Origin of the sequence: Streptomyces microflavus, from assembly GCF_014650075.1 — a bacterium.
Classification (GTDB): Bacteria; Actinomycetota; Actinomycetes; order Streptomycetales; family Streptomycetaceae; genus Streptomyces; species Streptomyces microflavus.
The window spans coordinates 143,796-163,220 of record NZ_BMUG01000004.1 but is presented as its reverse complement, the minus strand read 5'-3'; the positions used below and the strand labels follow the sequence as shown (position 1 = coordinate 163,220).

Genomic DNA, 19,425 nt, shown 5'->3' with positions numbered 1-19,425 from the left:
ATATCCGGCGGTGAACGCCCCCGGGGACAGCCCCGGTGAACGCCCCCCGGGGGACAGCCCCGGTGGATGCCCCCTGGACAGCCCCGGTGGATGCCCCCCTGGACGGCCTCGGTGGACGGCCCCGTTCAGGCCGCCTCCCTCCCCTCCCCGATCGCCTCGGCGACCTCCGCGACCCTGGCCTCCTCCTCGGCGGCGAAGCGTTCGCGGTCCAGTTCCTCGGCTATCTCCTCGTCCTGGGACATGAGCAGGTCCAGGTTGGAGTCGCCGAGTTCGAGGACGCCCATGTCGACGTACGCCTTCTGGAGCCGTGGGCCCCACAGGCCGATGTCCTTGACGCACGGGACGATCCGGCTGAAGAGGAGCTTGCGGAAGAGCTGGAGGAACTCGGAGTGCTCGGAGAGCTCCTTCGCCTCCTGCTTGCCGATGCCGAAGTTCTCCAGGACCTCGACACCGCTGAGCCGGTCGCGCATCAGGTAGCAGCCCTCGATGACGAACTCCTCGCGTTCGCGGAGTTCGGCGTCGCTCAGCTGCTTGTAGTAGTCGCGCAGCGCCATCCGCCCGAAGGCCACGTGCCGGGCCTCGTCCTGCATGACGTACGCGAGGATCTGCTTGGGGAGCGGCTTGGTGGTGGTGTCGCGGATCATCCCGAAGGCGGCGAGCGCCAGGCCTTCGATCAGGACCTGCATCCCGAGGTACGGCATGTCCCAGCGGGAGTCGCGCAGGGTGTCGCCGAGCAGGCCCTGGAGGTTGTCGTTGACCGGGTAGAGCATGCCGATCTTCTCGTGGAGGAAGCGGCCGTAGATCTCCGCGTGCCGGGCCTCGTCCATGGTCTGGGTGGCGGAGTAGAACTTGGCGTCCAGGTCGGGGACGGACTCCACGATCCTGGCCGCGCAGACCATGGCGCCCTGCTCGCCGTGGAGGAACTGGCTGAACTGCCAGGAGGTGTAGTGCTTGCGCAGCTCGCCCCGGTCCTTCTCCGTCATCTTCGCCCAGTGCGGGGTGCCGTACAGCGTGAGCGCCTCGTCGGGGGTGCCCAGCGGGTCGGTGGGGTCGACCTCCAGGGACCAGTCGATGCGCTTGTTGCCGTCCCACTGCTTGTCCTTGCCCTTCTGGTAGAGGGCGAGGAGGCGTTCGCGGCCGTCGTCGTAGTCCCAGCTGAACCGGGCGGCCCCGGTGGCGGGGACCTGCCAGGTCGGTTCGGGCGGCGGGGTGGTGTAGAGGTCATGAGTGGACACGGACGGCTCCTTCGCCTCGACTGGCTCGAACGGCTTGACAAGTTCCGTGACACTGGCGGCAGTTGGGTGCGTCGCCCGCCGCCTCCCCTCGCAGGTTCACACGTTGGTAGACGGCGGGTCAACAAGTCGGGCGCCGTCGCGCGTAAGTCGTGCAGCAGCCTCGCGGTAGTCGTGCGCAGGGGATTGACGTCCTTGCTGACGAGCAGTCTCATAAGAGGTGACCGCCGGTAACTCCTGTTCCCGGCAACCCCCGTGTGAGGTGCTCCCGCCATGACGACCGTGACGAACCGCGATGTCACCGCGCTCCGCGACGCACTCGGGCCGCTCCGCGACCGTGAGCAGATCGCCGCCCGCCTGCTCGAATCCTCGGCCAAGCACTCCTTCGACCCGGACACCGAACTCGACTGGGACTCGGCCGTCGAGGAGGGCAAGTGGTTCTGGCCCCCGGAGCTGCTCTCGCTGTACGACACCCCGATGTGGCACCGGATGTCCGAGGAGCAGCGCCTGGACCTCTCCCGGCACGAGGGCGCCGCGCTCGCCTCGCTCGGCATCTGGTTCGAGATCATCCTGATGCAGCTGCTGGTCCGGCACGTCTACGACAAGCCCGTCACCAGCAACCACGTCCGCTACGCCCTCACGGAGATAGCCGACGAGTGCCGGCACTCGATGATGTTCGGCCGCATGATCGACTGGGGCGGCGCCCCGACGTACGAGGTGCCGCGCGTCTACCACAACCTCGCGCGGGTCCTGAAGACCGTCTCCACCACGCCCGGTTCGTTCGCCGCGACCCTGCTCGGCGAGGAGATCCTCGACTGGATGCAGCGGCTGACGTTCCCGGACGAGCGGGTGCAGACCCTGGTCCGCGGCGTGACCCGTATCCATGTCATCGAGGAGGCCCGGCACGTCCGGTACGCCCGTGAGGAGCTGCGCCGCCAGATGGTGACCGCGCCCCGCTGGGAGCGCGAGCTCACCAAGGTCAGCTGCGGCGAGGCGGCCCGAGTCTTCTCCGTCTGCTTCGTCAACCCGCGGGTGTACGAGAACGTCGGCCTGGACCGCCGCGAGGCCGTCGCCCAGGTGAAGGCGAGCGGCCACCGCGCGGAGGTCATGCAGACCGGCTCCAAGCGGCTCACGGACTTCTTCGACGACATCGGGCTGCTGAACGGCGTCGGCCGCAGGCTCTGGCGCAGCTCCGGACTGCTGGCCTGAGGGTGTACCGGCGGACACCCTCTACTCTCGGGGGCATGACGTCCACCGCCGCAGCCCCGCCGCCGCCCCGCGCGTACCGCAGGCTCAGTGTCGAGGAGCGCCGCGCCCAGCTCCTGGTCGCGGCGCTCGGCCTCTTCGCCCACCGGGCCCCGGACGAGGTCTCGCTGGACGAGGTGGCGGTGGCGGCCGGGGTCTCCCGGCCGCTGGTCTACCGCTACTTCCCGGGCGGCCGGCAGCAGTTGTACGAGGCCGCGCTCGGCTCCGCCGCCGACGAGCTGACGCTCTGCTTCAGCGAGCCGCCGGTGGGGCCGCCCACCGAGCGGGTCGCCCGCGTCCTGGACCGCTACCTGCGCTTCGTGGACGAGCACGACACCGGGTTCAGCGCCCTGCTGCGCGGCGGCAGCGTCGTGGAGACCTCCCGTACGACGACCATCGTGGACGGCGTCCGGCGGGCGGCGGCCGAGGCGATCCTCAGCCACCTCGGCCGGATCGGCGGCAGCGGGCCACAGAGCACAGGACCGCGGAGCGCCGGGCCGAGGCTGCGGATGATGGTCCGCAGCTGGATCGCGGCCGTCGAGGCGGCCTCCCTGATCTGGCTGGACGAGGGCAAGCGGCCCCCGGCGGCCGAGCTGCGCGGCTGGCTGGTCGACCACCTCATCGCCCTCCTCGCGGCGACGGCGGCGACCGACGAGGAGACCGCGTCGGTGGTCCGCGACCTGCTGGCCCTGGAGACCTCGGACGGACCGGCCGGACGGCTGGCGGAACTGGTGATCCCGGTCGTCGCCGAGGCGGCGCACCTGCTGCCGCACGCCACTGCGGCAGACTGACCGGGTGAAGAGCGAGAACACCCCTTTCAGAGGCGGCCCCCTGGACGGCCGGGTACTGCCCGTCCTGGTCGGCCCGACCGGCCACCCGCCGAAGTGGTACGAGGTCCCCGTGCCCTCCCCCGACGGCTCCCCGCCCACCGTGTACGCGTACGAGCGCGTCCCGGCCGGCTACACCAAGCGTCTCGGGCTGCAGCGCGGCTGGGTGTACGAGTACGCCCCCGGCGGCCGCGCCCGCCGCACCCTCAAGTGGCCCTGGTCGAGGCCCGCGAGCGGCGGCTAGGGCGTTGCGCACGCACAGGCCCTAAGATCGACGGTCAGGCGCCGAGGGACAGTTCACTCGGGCGCCGGATGACGGTCACAAGGGGGGTGCGCCATGGAGGCGCTGCGTAGGGAAGATCCACGCCGTTTCGGCCGCTTCACCGTGCTGGCCCGCTTCCATGAAGCCGCGAGCGCCGTGCAGTACGTGGCACGGGACACCGCCACCGGCGAGGTCGCCGTGATCACCGCCGCGCGCCCCGCCCTCGCCGCCGTACCGGCCTTCCGGCGCCGCTTCCAGGCCGAGGCCCGCACCGCCGAACGCCTCGCGGGCGGCTGGGTGACCCCACTCGTCGACTCCGCCGCCGCCTCTGCTTCCGCCTCTGCTTCCGCTTCCGCTTCCGACGACGCGGCCGACAAGGCCGGTGCGGGAAGTGCGGCCGATGGCCCGGAACTCCTGTGGACGGCCACGGAGTACGTCCCCGCCCTGCCGCTGGCCGAGGCGATCGGCATCGCCGGTCCGCTGCCGGAGCGTGCCCTGCGGATACTGGGCGCGGGCATCGCCGAGATCCTCTCCCGGGTGCACGCGGGCGGCGCCGTGCTCCAGGGACTCGCCCCGGGCACGGTCCTGCTGGCCGAGGACGGGCCCCGGCTCACCGCGTTCGGCCCGCTGGGCGCGGCCGCCGCGGCGGAGGCGAAGCCGGGCGGGCAGCTCTCGGTCCGGCTGGGCTACCTCACGCCGGAGCAGGTCGAGGGCAAGGAGGTCGGCGCCCCGTCCGACCTGTTCGTGCTCGGGCTGCTGCTGGCGTACGCGGCGACCGGGACGACCCCGTTCACGGAAGGGCCCGCCGAGGAGGCCGCCCGCCGGATCGCCGAGGCCGACCCCGAACTGGACGCCGTACCGGAGGAGTTGCGCGAGCTGATCGCCGGCTGCCTGGCGAAGGACCCGGCCGAGCGGCCCACCGCCGGTACGGTCGCCGCCGAACTGGCCCTGGAGGGCGCGGCGGGCCTCGCCCGGGGCGGCTGGCTCCCCGAGCGGCTCGCGGCGGCGGTCGCGGACCAGGAGGCGCGGGTGCGGGCGCTGGAGGTGCCGGAGGAGGCCGACGCCGCCACCCCGGAGGACGCGCGGCCTGCGGAGGAACCGAAGGACGCACGGCCCGTGGACGCGGTGGCCGAGGACGCAGGGCCCGAAGACGCGCGCCCCGTGGACGCTATGGACGCCGTGGCGGTCGCACCACCGGGCGCACCCGCCGAGGCGCCGGTCACACAGACACCGGCCGACCCACGAGTCCCCGCGGCCACGACCGGCCCCCCGGTCACCACCGAGGCCTACGGCACCCCCGCCACCACCGAATCCCACGGCACCACCCCCGCCACCACGACCGAGACCTACGGCACCACCGCCCCCACCACGACCGACGGCTACGGCACCGGCACCGGCACCGGCACCGGTGACATCGGCAAGGACAGAGGCACCACCCGCTTCCTCAACACCGGCCCCAAGCCGCCGCAGTCCGACCGCGCGACCACCCAGCTCGCCCTCCCCCACGAGCCTCCCCCGTTCCCCGCCGCCTCCGGGGCCCCGGCGCCGGGCCACCACCACACCTACGGCAGCCCGGCGCCCTACCCGGCCGCACTCCTCCCGGGCTCCGCAGGCCAGGGCGCCGGCCAGAGCGGAAACCCGGGCGCAGCCCCGGGCAGCGGCCCCATCGGCGGGCCCCCGGGAACCAACGGCCCCCAGGGCGGCGGCCCCATGGTGGCGCTGCCACTCCCGCCCGCGCCCACCCCTCCGGACGGCTCCGCCACCAGCCGCCGGGCCCTGATCGCCATCGCGGCCGCGGCGGTCGGCGGGCTCGTCGTCGGCGGCGGGGCGGTCGCCGCGATCGGTGGCGGGGAGAGCGTGGCCGCCACGGACGACAAGCCCGCGCCGAAGCCGCGCCGCACGCTCCCCGGCCGGCCCCCCGAGCCCCGCTGGACCTACTCCCACCCGGCCTCCGAGTCCTCCCCGCTGACCACCGCGCTCTGGCGGGACCGGCTGCTGGTGGTGACCAGCGAGAGCCAGGCGAGCGCCGTCGACCTCCGTACCGGCAAGCGCGTCTGGCAGCGCGCGGACGCCGCCAAGGGCCAGGCGGCACTGGCGGCAGGCGACCTGTGCTTCGTGGCGAGCCCCACGGAGTTCCTCTGGCTGGCGCCCAAGGACGGCACGGTCGTGCACCGCGTGCGGTACGCGGACGGCTTCACCGGCCTGCCGAACCTCCAGGTGGGACGGCTGGCGGGCCAGTCCGGGCCCCTCATCTGGTTCGCCGGCTCGCACACGGTCACCGTGAAGGCCCCCAAGCCGAAGAAGGGCAAGAAGCAGGCGCCGGACAGGCAGGTCGTCCAGGCGTACTTCTTCGCGTACGACATCGTCCGGCGCGCCGAGGTGTGGCGTACGCCGGTACCGGCGGGCCGCGCCCCCGGTACGCCGGTCGCCCGCGTCGTCGCGGAGCGCTCGGCCGATCTCCTCGTACGGCAGGACGCCGTCACCCTGACACCCGCCGAGGTCAAGGCGGCCAAGGGGAAGGGCATCATCCGCTCCTTCGACCGGACGACCGGCAAGCTCCAGTGGGCCAAGCAGTACGGCACGGCTGCCCCTGATGCGGCGGTCACGGGCGACGAGGGCGGGGTCCTGTACGCGGCGGTCGGCACCGATCTCCAGTCGTTCGAGGCGGACACCGCCAAGCCGCTGTGGCGGGTCGCGGGCACGGCGGGATCGGTCTTCGGCACCCCGGTCGTGGCCGGGCCCTTCGTCCACACCTCCGAACGCAGCCAGCAGGTCGGCGCGGTGGAACGGGAGACCGGGCGCCTCGTCTGGCGCCGCTCGACGGAGGTACCGGGCATCGGGAACGCCCCCTCCCTCGCCCTGAGCAGCAGCGGCAAGACGCTGTTCGCCTCCGACGCCACCCAGGTCACGGCGTTCGCCGCGGCCGACGGGGAGCGCCTGTGGAAGTTCCAGGACATCGGGGTGGCCGACCCGAAGGGGGCCACGGTGAGCGCCTCGTACCGGACCTTCACGGTCGGCGGGAGCGCCATCGTCCAGCGGGACAGGTCCTTCTACGCCTTCCCGGTGGCCTGAGCCGGGGCCGTCCTCGGTACCGCCGTCCGGGGCATCCCCCGGGCGGCACGCCGTGCGGTGCTTGCATCACCCGACACCGAGTGACCGGATTAATCGGATTAGCTCGCTCACTTGTGGACGAGCCCGAACCATCCGGGCCCGGTCTCCGTCACGGAGGTGATGTCGTGTCAGGCAGGCTCCTGCGCGCGGTCTGCACGACCGCGCTCGCCGCGGCCCTCGCACTCTCCCCCGCCACCGCCGCACCGGCCGAGCCGGTCCCCGTACCGTCCGAAGAACCCGTGCCGTCCGAAGAACCCGTACCGTCCGAGGAACTTGTACGTCCCGACGAGGACGAGACACCGGAGGACGCAGCAGAGGTCGACGCGGAGACGGCCCTGGCAGCCCCCGAAGCCGGCGCCCCCGCCAACGTCGTAACCCTCCTGCGCGAGCTGCAGACGCGCTATCAGGAGGCCGAGGAGGCGACCGAGACCTACAACGCCACCGCCGAGAAGCTGAAGCAGCGGACCGCGCAGGCGAAGAAGGTGAGCGCGGAGCTGGCGAAGGCCCGTGCCGCGCTGGAGCTCAGCCGGGGGGACGCCGGGCGGCTGGCCCGCGAGCAGTACCAGGGGCACACCGAGTTCTCCGCCTACCTCCAGCTGCTGCTGGCCCGGGACCCCCTGCGCGCCCTGGACCAGAGCCATGTCGTCGAGCGGGTGGCGGCGAACCGCTCGGCGACGGTGGAGCGGCTGACCGGCGACGCCCGCCGGGCCGACGCCCTGGCCGCCGCCTCCCGCAAGGCGGTCGACCAGCAGAAGAGGCTGGCCGCCCGGCAGAAGAAGCAGCGCGACACCGTGCGCGGCAAGCTGAAAGAGGTGGAGACGCTGCTGGCCACGCTCTCGGACGAGCAGCTGGCCCAGCTGGCCGGGCTCGAAGAACAGGGCGTGGACGCGGCCCAGCGCGAACTGGTCGCCTCCGGGGCGCTCAGCTCGGCCCGGCCGGCGACGCGGCAGGGCCGTGACGCCATCGCGTACGCGATCGAGCAGATCGGCAAGCCGTACGAGTGGGGCGCCGAGGGCCCCGGTTCCTTCGACTGCTCCGGGCTCACCTCCCAGGCCTGGGCGGCGGCGGGCCGGACGATCCCCCGGACGTCCCAGGAGCAGTGGAAGCAGCTCCCGAAGGTGCCGGTCTCCTCACTCCGCCCCGGCGACCTGGTGATCTACTTCCCGAAGGCGACACACGTGGCGTTGTACATCGGCGACGGCCTGGTGGTGCAGGCGCCCCGCCCCGGCACGAAGGTGAAGGCCTCCCCGGTGGCATCCAACCCGCTGCTGGGGGCCGTCCGCCCCGACCCCGGCGGCGTACCGCTGTCCACGTACACCCGCCCGGAGCTGCCCGAGGGCGCCCGGAACGGCTCGGACACCGGGTACGGCACGGACGCGGCACCCCAATAGGCACGGTGGCCGGACCGGCGGTGCGGGTCCGGCCACCGGGACGGTGGGGCGTTCAGGCTCCGGAGACCGACGCCAGGTACGCGTTCGTCTTCTCCGGCTCGAAGAAGAAGTTGTCGAAGTCCGCCGGGTCGTTGAAGCCGTTGGCGAAGCGGTCGGCCACCGGCTGGAGCTGGCCGGCGGCGCCGATCAGGTTCAGCACGTGCTCCGGCGGGACGCCGAGCATCGCGTTGGTCCACTTCACGACGTGCTGGGCGGTGTCCCAGTAGCGGTCGAAGGTGGACTGCATCCACTCCGCGTCGAACTCCTTGTCACCATGCTCGATGATCGAGTCCAGGTACGCGTCGGCGCACTTGGAGGCCGAGTTGGAGCCCTGGCCGGTGATCGGGTCGTTGGCGACGACGACGTCCGCGACACCGAGGACCAGGCCGCCGCCGGGGAGCCGGCCGATCGGCTTGCGGACCGTGGGGGCGTAGCGGCCGGCGAGGGTGCCGTTGGCGTCGGTCAGCTCGACCTTGGTGGCGCGGGCGTACTCCCACGGCGTGAACCTCTCCATGAGCTCCAGCGTCTTCGCCAGGTGCTCGGAGGGGTCCTTGATGCCCTGGAAGGCGTCGAGCGGACCGCCGGGGATGCCCTCCCAGAAGAGGATGTCGGCCCGGCCGGAGGTGGTCAGGGTCGGCATCACGAACAGCTCGCCGACGCCCGGCACCAGGTTGCAGCGGACCGCGTCGAACTCCGGGTGCTCGGGGCGCGGGCCCATCCCGTGGACGTACGCGACGGCCAGGGCGCGCTGCGGGGCGTCGAACGGCGAACGGGCCGCGTCCCGGCCGAACATGGAGACCAGCTCGCCCTTGCCGGCCGAGACCATCACCAGGTCGTAGGTGCGGGAGAAGTAGTCCAGGTCGGAGACGGCCGCCCCGTGGATGACGAGCTGCCCGCCGCGCTGGGCGAAGGTCTCCATCCAGCCGGCCATCTTCACCCGCTGGTCGACGGACTGGGCGTATCCGTCGAGCTTGCCGACCCAGTCGATGGCGCGGGAGGAATCGGGGGCGGCGACGGAGACACCGAGGCCCTCGATCTTCGGGGCCTGGGACTCCCAGAAGTTCAGCTGGTAGTCCCGCTCGTGCTGGAGCGCGGTGTGGAACATGCACTGCGTCGACATGACCCGCCCGGTGCGGATCTCGTCGGCGGTGCGGTTGGACATCAGGGTGACTTCGTACCCTCTGGACTGCAGCCCCAGGGCCAGCTGGAGTCCGGACTGGCCGGCTCCGACTATGAGTATCTTCCGCATCGCGGCTCTCCGTTGTCTCTGATTCGAGGAGGTCTAGGCAGGCGTGACGTCGAGAGCGTGGCCCACCAGGGCCAGCAGCGACTCGACGACCGTGATCCTGTTACGCGCGTCCATGATCACTATCGGCACGTGCGGCGGTACGGTCAGGGCCTCCCTGACGTCCTGCGCCTCGTAACCGGGCGTCCCCTCGAAGTGGTTGACCGCCACGATGTACGGCAGTCCGCAGCTCTCGAAGTAGTCGAGCGCGGGGAAGCAGTCCGCGAGCCGCCGGGTGTCGGCGAGGACGACCGCGCCGATCGCGCCGCGCACCAGGTCGTCCCACATGAACCAGAAGCGCTGCTGGCCGGGCGTGCCGAAGACGTACAGGACGAGGTCGTCGTCCAGGGTGAGCCGGCCGAAGTCCATGGCCACCGTGGTGGTGGTCTTCTCGGGCGTCGCGGAGAGGTCGTCGGTCTCCTCGCTGGCCTGGGTCATCAGCGCTTCGGTCTTCAGCGGCGTGATCTCGGAGACCGAGCCGACGAACGTCGTCTTGCCCACGCCGAATCCGCCCGCCACCACGATCTTGGTCGCGGTGGGGGCACGGGTGTGGTCGAGCTGCCAGGCCTGGAGGGATTCCTCGGTCTGGTCCACGGGTCGTGACGCCTGGTCCCGGGGCCCCGGCTGACGCGGGGCGAAGAGCGGCGCCTCAGAGACGGCGGAGTCCATTGAGCACCCTTTCGAGCAGTGCGCGGTCGGGCTGGCCGGTACCGTGACCGGTTCCGTACACGCGGATCTTTCCCTGGTCGGCCAAGTCGCTGAGCAGCACCCGGACGACTCCGAGCGGCATCTTCAACAGGGCCGAGATCTCCGCGACCGTACGCATCCGGCGGCAGATTTCGACGATGGCCTGGAGCTCCGGCATGACGCGCGAGGCCAGGTTGCCGTTGGTCAGTTCGCGGCGCTCCTCGGGGGCTTCGAGGGCGGCGACGAACGTCTCGACGAGCAGGACGTGCCCGAACCGGGTGCGGCCTCCGGTGAGGGAGTACGGCCGGACCCGGGCCGGGCGCTTGTCGGCCCCGCGGACGGGGAGGCGGGGGGAGGGTTCGGCGGCGGCGGTCGTCACTGGTCGCTCTCCATCGATTTGCGCAGCTCACTGCGGAGTTCGGGGGTGAGTACGTGTCCGGCCCGGCCGACGAAGAGGGCCATGTGGTAAGCGACGACGCTCATGTCGCAGTCCGGGGTGGCGTGGACGCCGAGGAGGGAACCGTCGCTGATCGACATGACGAAGACGCTGCCCTCGTCCATGGCGACCATCGTCTGTTTGACGCCGCCGCCGTCCATCAGCTTGGCGGCTCCGACGGTCAGCGAGCCGATGCCGGAGACGATGGTGGCCAGATCGGCGCTGGACCCCTTGGGTCCGTCCGACGGTCCGGCCGCCTTCGCTTCGTGATGTCCGGGGTCGGAGGAGAGCAGCATCAGCCCGTCGGACGAGACGACGGTGACCGAGTGGACCCCTGGCACCTCCTCCACGAGATTGCTCAGCAACCAGTGAAGGTTCCGGGCTTCGGTACTCAGCCCGAACGTGCTGGGCGCAGTCAACTGCGTGCCTCCTCGACTGTGTCCCCCGTCTCTCCGTTCCGGCGGTCCGTGCGGCCGCCGGCCTGTCCGGTCCCTGTGTCGTGTGCGGTGCCTGTTGCGGGTGCGGTGCTGGTGGTCTCGTGCCCGGCGGTGCCGGTGGTCACGCCCTCGTGGTCGGCGAGGGCGAGGGAGCCGGTGGACCCGGCGATCTCCGCCTCGACATCGCGCCGGCCCTCCTTGGCCGCCTGGTGGAAGCTGCCCAGCCTGCGGCGCAGGTCGTCCTTGTCCAGGCTGCCGGTGCGCGCGGTGGCGGGTGCGCCCTCGGGCTGGACCACCTTGGGGGTCCGCTTGGGCAGGCCCTTGTCGGTGACCCGCTCGGCCTGCGGCTTCCGGGGGCCGGGCACGGTGTCTGCGGCGGCCTCGGCACGGGGGGCGGGCCGGAAGGCGGGCCCGTCCGGGTCCTGGCCGCCCGGACCGCTCTCGGCCGGACGCTCGTGGCGGTCGGGGCCGATGGCGTACGGGTCGGGGTGCGCGGCCCCGGTGGGGGCGGGGGCCGCCGGGGTGGCCGGGGTGGCCGGGGTGGCCGGATCCGCCGGGGGCTTCGGCAGGCGGACCTGCATGGTGATCTCGGAGTCCGAACCGGCGTCCGAACCGGCGTCCGTGACTGCCGCTGCGTCCGTGTCTGCCGTTGTAGCTGCCTCTGCCTCTGCGGCCGCCTGTGCGTCCGCTTCGGGCTTCTGCTGCGGTACGGCGGTGGCTTCGGAGTCCTCGGCGGGCGCGGGCTCCTTCGCCGCTGCCTCGCGGATCGCGCGCTCGGCGGCGGCGATCATCGGGTCGACGGCGGGGGCGGGGCCGGCGGCCGGCTCGGGCCGGGGCTCCGGGGCGGGCTCCGGCGTCGGCTCGGCGGCCTGCTCGGGCTCCGCGGAGGGCTCGGGCAGCGGCTCGACGGCCGACTCGGCGGCCTGCTCGGCAACCGGTTCGGAACCCGGCCCGGCTACCGGTTCGGCAGTCGGCTCGGAACCCGGCCCGTCGGCGGTCCCGGACGCGGCAGGCGGGATCGGCAGGACCGGCGTACGGCTCGGCAGGGCGTTGGAGTTGGCCTCGGCCACCGAGCCCGGCAGGTTGAGCGTCGGCGCCTCGCCTGGCAGCTGCACCGCGGGCGGCGAGGAGGCGGGCAGGGAGTTGGGCAGCAGGGCCTGCGGCAGGACGACGACAGCCGTCACTCCACTCCCCTTCTGCTCGCGCAGCTGGACCCGCACACCGTGCCGGGCGGCCAGCAACGAGGTGACCTGGAGGCCGAGTCCGGCCCCGTCGGCGCTCTGCTCCCCCGCCTCGAACGAGGCCGGGTCGGCCAGCCTCGCATTGAGCTCGCCCATCCGGACCGTCGACATGCCGATGCCCTCGTCCTGCACGGAGAGCATCACCTCGCCGGTCTCCAGCAGCCAGCCGGAGAGCTCGACATGGGAGTCCGGCGGGGAGAAGGAGGTCGCGTTCTCCAGGAGTTCGGCGAGGAGGTGGCTGAGGTCGTCGGCCGCGAACCCGGCGATCTGGGCGTGCGGCGGCAGGGACTGGATAGTGACCCGCTCGTACCGCTCGATCTCGCTGACGGCCGCGCGGGCCACGTCGACCAGCGGGATCGGACCGGCGTGGCCGTGGCCGTGCTCGGCGCCCGCGAGGACCAGCATGTTCTCGCTGTGCCGGCGCATGACCGTGGCCATGTGGTCCAGCTTGAAGAGGGTGGCGAGGCGCTCCGGGTCCTGCTCGCGCTCCTCCAGGCTCTCGATGACGCCGAGCTGCCGCTCGACGAGGCCGAGGTTGCGGAGCGAGAGGTTGACGAAGGTGTGGTGGACCGTGTTCTTCAGCCGCTCCAGCTGGGCGGCCAGCTCGGCTGCCTGGACCTGGAGTTCGGCGCGCTGGAGGGTGAGGGCCTCCCGGCCCGCGATCAGTTCGGCGCGCTCGCCGCTGAGGGTCTCGAAGCGGCCGGTGAACTCCTGCTGCAGCCCGGTCAGCCTGGCGTGCAGGGTGTTCATCGAGCGGACGACCTGGGCGAACTCGTCGTTGCGGCCGGTGTAGCGGACCGGTTCGGCGCTCGAAGGCTCGTCCGCGAGGCGGGCGGCGCCGATGCGCAGGACGGCGAGCGGCTGGGTCAGGGTGCGGGCGACGGCGGTGGAGACGCCCACGGCGAGCAGGAAGCAGCCGCCGAGCAGGGCGATGCTCAGTTCGAGGGCGGTGACGTCGTCGTCGCGGATCCCCTCCAGGCGCTGGACCTGGGTGGTGCCGAGGGCGGACTCGACGCTGCGCATCCGGTCGACCCGGGCGGAGAGCGCGGCTTCCAGCTTCTTGGCGCTGGTGTTGCGCTCGCTGCCGGAGAGTTCGGGACGGTCGGTGAGGCGGGTGAGGTACTTCTCCGCGCTGTTGACCTCGGGGCCCGTGACGGTGGCGGAGAGCTTGTCGCGGGCGACCGGGTTCGCGGCCTGGTCGAACTCGGCGAGCGAGGCCAGCTCACGGACCCGGGACTGCTGGGCGGCGGCGCTCAGCTCGTCCCGGTCGCGGTCCGCCCGTTTGCTCTCGTCGTCCTCGGTCTCCACCGGAAGGCCGGTGAACGGGTCGGTCTGCGGGGTGGCGGGCTCGGGGCTCGGCACGGCGAGCGCGGCGAGGAGGAGCCCGCGGGTGGCGGAGGCCTGCTCGACGGCTCCGCCGAGCGCGAGGGGGGCGCGGGTGGCGTCGGCGACGCGCGGCGGGGTCTTCGCGGCCAGCTCGGCGGAGATGCCGTGCAGCTTGGCGATGACCTCGGAGTACGCGTGGTGGGCGTCCAGCGCCGAGCCCTTGCCGGTGAGGGCGTCACGGCGCAGGGAGGGCACGGTGGAGAGGTCGCGTCGCAGGGCGGCGGGGGCCGGCCCGTGGATCTCGTCGATCTGCTGGTCGACCCGGGTGGTGCGGGTGCGGCGGTTCTCCTCGCCGGCCTTGCCGTCATCGGCGCGGCCCCCGGCGATGTACGCGGTGACGGCGTCCCGTTCGTCGGCGAGGGAGTGCGCCAGCGTGACGGCCTGCCGGTTCAGCTCGGCGAGGGTCACCAGCCGCTGGGACTCGGCCAGATCGGTGGAGGCGCTCAGCGCCGCGGGAGCGCCCGCCGCGAGGACGATGACCCCGACGACGGCGACACCGGCGACCAGCCGGCTCCGTACCCGTACGGTCCGCTTCTCGACGCCCGGAGCCGGAGGCGTCGCCCCGGAACCGTCGCGCGTGCTGCCCTGGCTCCGCGGCCGCTTCTTCTGCACCGGTGCTCGCAATCTTGACTCGTCCACCCTTGAAGCGGAGGTGACGCTCGGTCACATAGAAGGACCCCCCGCTCCTGGTACGGCTTCTGACCATTCCAGTGCTTTTGAGAGGGGGGCGCGCATCAACCGCTCCGCCACTCGAACGAGTGAACATCACTCTTGAGTTGACGAACAAGTCTCCCCAGGGCCGCCCCTGACCATGCATAGGGCGCGGGGTGGAACTTCGGCGCAGCCTTTGGCAGGATGCCCGCCCGCACTCCTCCGGAGCCCTCCCCTCCGCGTATCGGGCCCACGTTGACCTGCTGGTACGGCCGGAATCCGCTCCCGTGCGGACTCCGTGAAGGCCTCGTGCAGACTGACCCCATGCGCCTCGAACTCGTCACCGTCCCCGGCGTCCCCGAACGCCCCAACGAGGACTGGGCGTCGGCCGCCCTCCCCGCGTCCGGCCAGGGGGGAGTGCTGGTGGTGCTCGACGGCGTCACACCGCCGGAGGGGGATGACGGTTGTGTGCACTCCGTCCCCTGGTTCACCGCCCGGCTGGGCGGCGCGCTGGTGGAACTGTCGGGTTCACGGCGAGATATGGAGCTGGCCGAGATCCTGTCGGCGTCCATCCGGCGCACCGCCGACGCCCACCGGGCCACCTGTGACCTTTCTCACGCGCGTACGCCTCAGGCGACCGTGGTCGTGGCGCGTTGGAGCGAACGCGTGATCGAGTACCTGGTGCTCTCCGACTCGGCGCTCCTGCTGGAGGGGGCGGACGGCACGGTCCGGGCGGTCCTCGACGACCGGCTCGACCGGCTGCCACCTGGCTCGTTGACCTCGGCGGCGGCCGTCGACACCGGGCTGCGGAACAAGGAGGGCGGCTTCTTCACGGCCGCCGCCGACCCGGCGGTGTCCTCACGCGCGGTGACCGGCAGCGTCCCGGCCGCCGGGGTCCGGTCCCTGGCGGCGCTGACCGACGGGGCGAGCCGCTGGACGGAGATGTTCCGCGAGGGCGACTGGGCGGCCGCGCTGGAGCTGCTGCGCAAGGCGGGTCCCCGGGGGCTGATCGACCGGGTACGGGAGCTGGAGGAGGCCGACGCGGCCGCCGGGCGCGTACGGCTGCGGCGGAGCAAGACGCACGACGACGCCACGGCGGTCCACGTGGAGCTGTGACGCCGGCGCCCGGGCCCGGAGGTCACTCCTCGGCGCGGGCGTTCAGCTGGTGGAGCAGCCGGGCCAGCTCCGCCACCTCGCCCCGGTCCCAGTCCGCCAGCTTGCGGACGTACTGCCCGCGCCGGGCGCCCCGGACGCTGCGGAAGCGGGCGAGGCCCTCGTCGGTCAGCCGGACGAGCCAGGCGCGGCCGTCCGCCGGGTCGGGTTCGCGGTCGACGAGCCCGAGGTTCTCCAGGGCCCGCAGCTGGCGGCTCATGGTGGCCTTGCCGACGCCGAAGTAGGCGGCCAGTTCGGTGGCCCGCTGCCGGCCCGCCGACTCCAGGCGGACGAGCAGGCCGTAGGCGGCGGGCTCCAGTTCGGGGTGGACCTCGCGGGCCATCTCGCCCGAGCTGGCCCGGGCCCGGCGCAGGAAGACCGCCAGCTCACGCTCCAGCGCCAGGAATTCCTGGTCCCCGCCGGTTCCGGCGGTCGCGCCCGGCTCCCCCGCGCTTTCGCTCCCGTGCACGTCAGTACCCCTCGTACGGTTTCCTGCCGATGAAAGTGCCGTCCACGGCCGGTCGGCGCCGCAGCCACGCCAGTATTTCGCAGGCGTGGATCAGCGGCGTCCCGCATCCCACTATGCACTCGCTGTATACACGCTATGTATAGTCCTGGGCGTACCGCACACCTGTGCGGAGATTTCCGCGCAGAGGAGTGGTGTGCCGTGCCCAAGAAGACAGGCCTGGTCGGTGGCGGGTTGGCCGCCGCCCTGGTGACGACGCTCACACTGGCGCTCGGCGGCTGCTCGATGGAGACGACGGCTCCGGGCTCGGCACGGCAGGACGCGGCGTCCGACGCCAAGGGCTCCTTCGGGCCGGCGGACTGCCGCAAGGCGAAGTGCATCGCCCTCACGTTCGACGCCGGGCCGGGCAAGGACACCCCGGAGCTGCTGGACATCCTGAAGGAGAAGAAGGTGCACGCCACCTTCTTCCTGTTGGGCAAGAACCACGTCGTCAAGCACCCGGACACCGTGCGGCGCATCCAGGACGAGGGCCACGAGGTGGCCAACCACACCTGGACGCACGAGATCCTGACCGACCGGGAGCCGGACGAGATACGCGCCGAGCTGGAGAAGACCCAGGTGGCGATAGAGAAGATCACCGGGAAGAAGCCCCGGCTGATGCGCCCGCCGCAGGGCCGCACCGACGACACGGTCTCGGAGATCAGCAAGGAGCTGGGGCTCTCCCAGGTGCTGTGGAGCGCCACCGCCAAGGACTACTCGACCAACGACTCGGCGCTGATCACCAAGCGGATCCTGGACCAGGCGGGCAAGGACGGCGTCATCCTGCTGCACGACATCTACAAGGGGACCGTGCCCGCCGTGCCCGGGATCATCGACGCGCTCCAGAAGGACGGCTACACCTTCGTGACCGTCCCCGAGCTGATGGCCCCCGCCGAGCCGGTGCCGGGGACGGTCTACCGCCCCTGACCGGTCCGCGGACATGCGGAACGGCCCGCCCCCGTCGACTCGGGAAGCGGGCCGTCCGTACCGGTCGCGCACCTGATACCGCGCCCGTCACTGCGTGGTGGTCAGGCCGCGGCCGGGATCCTCTCCTCCGCCCTGGCCGAGGCCGGGGCGAGGGCGATCTCCAGCACCTGGCGGACGTCGGTGACCGGGCGGACGTCCAGCTTCTCCAGCACCTCGGCCGGGACGTCGTCCAGGTCGGCCTCGTTGCGCTGGGGGATCACCACGGTGGTGATGCCAGCGCGGTGGGCCGCCAGCAGCTTCTGCTTCAGGCCGCCGATCGGCAGCACCCGGCCGGTCAGCGACACCTCACCGGTCATCGCCACGTCCGTACGGACCAGCCGTCCGGAGAGCAGCGAGGCCAGCGCGGTCGTCAGGGTGATGCCCGCGCTCGGGCCGTCCTTGGGGATGCCGCCCGCCGGGAAGTGGATGTGCACACCCCGGTCCTTGAGGTCGGCGACCGGCAGCTCCAGCTCCGCGCCGTGCGACCGCAGGAAGCTCAGCGCGATCTGCGCCGACTCCTTCATGACGTCCCCGAGCTGACCGGTCAGGGTCAGTCCGGACGCCCCGGTCTCCGGATCGGCGAGCGACGCCTCGACGAAGAGGACGTCACCGCCCGCCCCGGTCACCGCGAGCCCGGTGGCCACGCCCGGCACCGCCGTGCGGCGCTCGGCCGGGTCCTGGGCGGACTCGGGGACGTGGTGCGGGCGCCCGATGAGGCCGCGCAGGTCTGTGTCGGTCACCGTGAACGGCAGCTCGCGGTCGCCCAGTTCGTGCTGGGCCGCGACCTTGCGGAGCAGCCGGGCGACGGCCCGCTCCAGATTCCGTACGCCCGCCTCGCGGGTGTACTCGCCGGCCAGCTTGCGCAGCGCCGACTCCTCCAGGGCGACCTCGTCCTTCTCCAGACCGGCCCGCTCCAGCTGGCGCGGCAGGAGGTGGTCCCGGGCGATGACGACCTTCTCGTCCTCGGTGTAGCCGTCGAGGCGGACCAGCTCCATGCGGTCGAGCAGGGCCTCCGGGATGGCTTCGAGCACGTTGGCGGTGGCCAGGAAGACGACGTCGCTGAGGTCGAGCTCGACCTCCAGGTAGTGGTCGCGGAAGGTGTGGTTCTGCGCCGGGTCGAGCACTTCGAGGAGGGCGGCGGCCGGGTCGCCCCGGAAGTCGGAGCCGACCTTGTCGATCTCGTCGAGCAGGACGACCGGGTTCATCGAACCGGCCTCCTTGATGGCCCGCACGATCCGGCCGGGGAGCGCGCCCACGTACGTACGCCGGTGGCCCCGGATCTCCGCCTCGTCCCGGACACCGCCGAGCGCGACGCGGACGAACTTGCGGCCCATGGCGTGCGCGACGGACTCGCCGAGCGAGGTCTTGCCGACGCCGGGCGGGCCGACGAGGGCGAGGACCGCGCCGCCTCGGCGGCCGCCCACGACACCCAGGCCCCGGTCGGAGCGGCGCTTGCGCACCGCGAGGTACTCGGTGATGCGTTCCTTCACGTCGGCGAGGCCGGCGTGCTCGGCGTCCAGGATCTCCTGGGCGCCGCGGATGTCGTAGGCGTCCTCGGTCCGCTCGGTCCAGGGCAGTTCGAGGACGGTGTCCAGCCAGGTGCGGATCCAGGAGCCCTCGGGCGACTGGTCACTGGACCGCTCCAGCTTGTCGACCTCCTTGAGCGCGGCCGTGCGGACGTGCTCGGGCAGGTCGGCGGCCTCGACGCGGGCCCGGTAGTCGTCGGACTCGTCCTCCGGGTCGCCGTTGAGCTCGGAGAGCTCCTTGCGTACGGCGTCGAGCTGGCGGCGGAGCAGGAATTCACGCTGCTGCTTGTCGACGCCCTCCTGGACGTCCTTCGCGATGGACTCGGCCACATCCTGCTCGGCGAGGTGCTCGCCCAGCCACTGGATGGCGAGCTTCAGCCGCGCGACCGGGTCCACGGTCTCCAGGAGCTGGACCTTCTGGGCGGTGGTGAGGAACGGTGAGTATCCGGAGTTGTCGGCGAGCGCGGAGATGTCGTCGATCTGCTGGACCCGGTCCACGACCTGCCAGGCGCCGCGCTTCTTCAGCCAGCTGGTGGCGAGCGCCTTGTACTCCTTGACGAGCTCGGCGGCCGAACCGGGCAGCGGGTCGGGCACGACGGTGTCGAGCACGGTCCCCTCGACCCAGAGCGCCCGGCCGGGACCACTGGTCCCAGCCCCGATGCGGACCCGGTCGCGGGCCCTGATGAGCGCGCCCGGGTCGCCGTCGCTCAGGCGTCCGACCTGCTCGACGGTCCCGAGGACACCCGTCCCCGTGTACGTCCCGTCGATCCGCGGCACCAGCAGCACCTCGGGCTTGCCGCCGCCGGGACGGGCGGCGGCCTGCGCGGCCTCGACGGCGGCGCGCACCTCGGTGTCGGACAGGTCCAGCGGCACCACCATGCCGGGCAGGACGACCTCGTCGTCCAGCGGCAGCACGGGCAGGTCGATCGGTGTGAACGCCTTGGACTCGGTAGTCATGATCTCCCCTTCGGCAGGCAAGTTGAGCTATGTGGACTCAATGCTTGTGAGCCGCCGAATGTTCCCCCTGCGGTGTTCGCTGTGAGCGA

Annotated in this window: 15 protein-coding genes; 7 read left to right on the top strand and 8 right to left on the bottom strand. The window is 72.4% G+C overall.

What is annotated here, in order from left to right:
• Positions 1–125: 125 nt before the first annotated feature.
• Positions 126–1,235: a ferritin-like domain-containing protein gene (locus IE264_RS13075; protein WP_015611331.1), complete on the bottom strand. Its 1,110-nt coding sequence runs from the start codon at positions 1,233–1,235 to the stop codon at positions 126–128.
• A 270-nt stretch (positions 1,236–1,505) separates the two neighbouring features.
• On the opposite strand from IE264_RS13075, the gene IE264_RS13070 reads away from it, so the two are divergent.
• The 5 genes from IE264_RS13070 to IE264_RS13050 all read left to right on the top strand — a co-directional run bounded on the left by IE264_RS13070 (position 1,506) and on the right by IE264_RS13050 (position 8,068).
• The gene (locus IE264_RS13070; RefSeq protein WP_015611330.1) at positions 1,506–2,441 is read left to right on the top strand and encodes an AurF N-oxygenase family protein; all 936 of its coding nucleotides are present in this window, start codon (positions 1,506–1,508) and stop codon (positions 2,439–2,441) included.
• A 35-nt stretch (positions 2,442–2,476) separates the two neighbouring features.
• Positions 2,477–3,268, top strand: coding sequence for a TetR/AcrR family transcriptional regulator (locus tag IE264_RS13065; RefSeq protein WP_032757945.1), 792 nt, complete (start codon positions 2,477–2,479; stop codon positions 3,266–3,268).
• Positions 3,269–3,272: 4 nt separating this feature from the next.
• The gene (locus IE264_RS13060; protein WP_032757944.1) at positions 3,273–3,548 is read left to right on the top strand and encodes a DUF8847 domain-containing protein; all 276 of its coding nucleotides are present in this window, start codon (positions 3,273–3,275) and stop codon (positions 3,546–3,548) included.
• A 93-nt stretch (positions 3,549–3,641) separates the two neighbouring features.
• Complete coding sequence (locus IE264_RS13055) at positions 3,642–6,638, top strand: outer membrane protein assembly factor BamB family protein (protein ID WP_032757943.1); 2,997 nt, start codon at positions 3,642–3,644, stop codon at positions 6,636–6,638.
• Positions 6,639–6,802: 164 nt separating this feature from the next.
• A complete protein-coding gene (locus IE264_RS13050) occupies positions 6,803–8,068 on the top strand; it encodes a C40 family peptidase (RefSeq protein WP_032757941.1) in 1,266 nt (421 codons plus the stop codon).
• Positions 8,069–8,120: 52 nt separating this feature from the next.
• Here the strand turns inward: IE264_RS13050 and IE264_RS13045 are convergent, their stop codons facing one another.
• The 5 genes from IE264_RS13045 to IE264_RS13025 are packed head-to-tail and all read right to left on the bottom strand — an operon-like array spanning position 8,121 to position 14,191.
• Positions 8,121–9,356, bottom strand: a complete 1,236-nt coding sequence (locus tag IE264_RS13045; RefSeq protein ID WP_032757939.1) for a styrene monooxygenase/indole monooxygenase family protein — start codon at positions 9,354–9,356, stop codon at positions 8,121–8,123.
• Positions 9,357–9,389: 33 nt separating this feature from the next.
• Positions 9,390–10,061, bottom strand: a complete 672-nt coding sequence (locus IE264_RS13040; RefSeq protein WP_032757937.1) for a GTP-binding protein — start codon at positions 10,059–10,061, stop codon at positions 9,390–9,392.
• Complete coding sequence (locus IE264_RS13035; protein WP_015611323.1) at positions 10,042–10,458, bottom strand: DUF742 domain-containing protein; 417 nt, start codon at positions 10,456–10,458, stop codon at positions 10,042–10,044. The genes IE264_RS13040 and IE264_RS13035 overlap by 20 nt, the downstream gene beginning before the upstream one ends.
• On the bottom strand, positions 10,455–10,934 hold the full coding sequence (locus tag IE264_RS13030) for a roadblock/LC7 domain-containing protein (RefSeq protein WP_015611322.1): 480 nt from the start codon (positions 10,932–10,934) through the stop codon (positions 10,455–10,457). The genes IE264_RS13035 and IE264_RS13030 overlap by 4 nt, the downstream gene beginning before the upstream one ends.
• Positions 10,931–14,191, bottom strand: coding sequence for a nitrate- and nitrite sensing domain-containing protein (locus IE264_RS13025; protein WP_032757935.1), 3,261 nt, complete (start codon positions 14,189–14,191; stop codon positions 10,931–10,933). Before IE264_RS13025 ends, IE264_RS13030 begins: the two co-directional genes overlap by 4 nt.
• Before the next feature lie 363 nt (positions 14,192–14,554).
• Here IE264_RS13025 and IE264_RS13020 point away from each other — a divergent pair, with 363 nt between their 5' ends.
• Positions 14,555–15,346 (top strand): protein phosphatase 2C domain-containing protein, encoded by a 792-nt coding sequence (locus IE264_RS13020; protein ID WP_032757933.1) that lies wholly within the window; start codon positions 14,555–14,557, stop codon positions 15,344–15,346.
• Positions 15,347–15,368: 22 nt separating this feature from the next.
• Here the strand turns inward: IE264_RS13020 and IE264_RS13015 are convergent, their stop codons facing one another.
• On the bottom strand, positions 15,369–15,851 hold the full coding sequence (locus IE264_RS13015; protein ID WP_015611319.1) for a MarR family winged helix-turn-helix transcriptional regulator: 483 nt from the start codon (positions 15,849–15,851) through the stop codon (positions 15,369–15,371).
• 198 nt (positions 15,852–16,049) lie between these two features.
• Between IE264_RS13015 and IE264_RS13010 the strand changes: the two genes are divergently transcribed.
• Positions 16,050–16,814, top strand: coding sequence for a polysaccharide deacetylase family protein (locus IE264_RS13010; RefSeq protein ID WP_015611318.1), 765 nt, complete (start codon positions 16,050–16,052; stop codon positions 16,812–16,814).
• Between the two features lie 101 nt (positions 16,815–16,915).
• On the opposite strand, the gene lon is transcribed toward IE264_RS13010, so the two are convergent.
• On the bottom strand, positions 16,916–19,336 hold the full coding sequence (gene lon, locus IE264_RS13005) for an endopeptidase La (protein WP_031122978.1): 2,421 nt from the start codon (positions 19,334–19,336) through the stop codon (positions 16,916–16,918).
• Between the last annotated feature and the right edge of the window lie 89 nt (positions 19,337–19,425).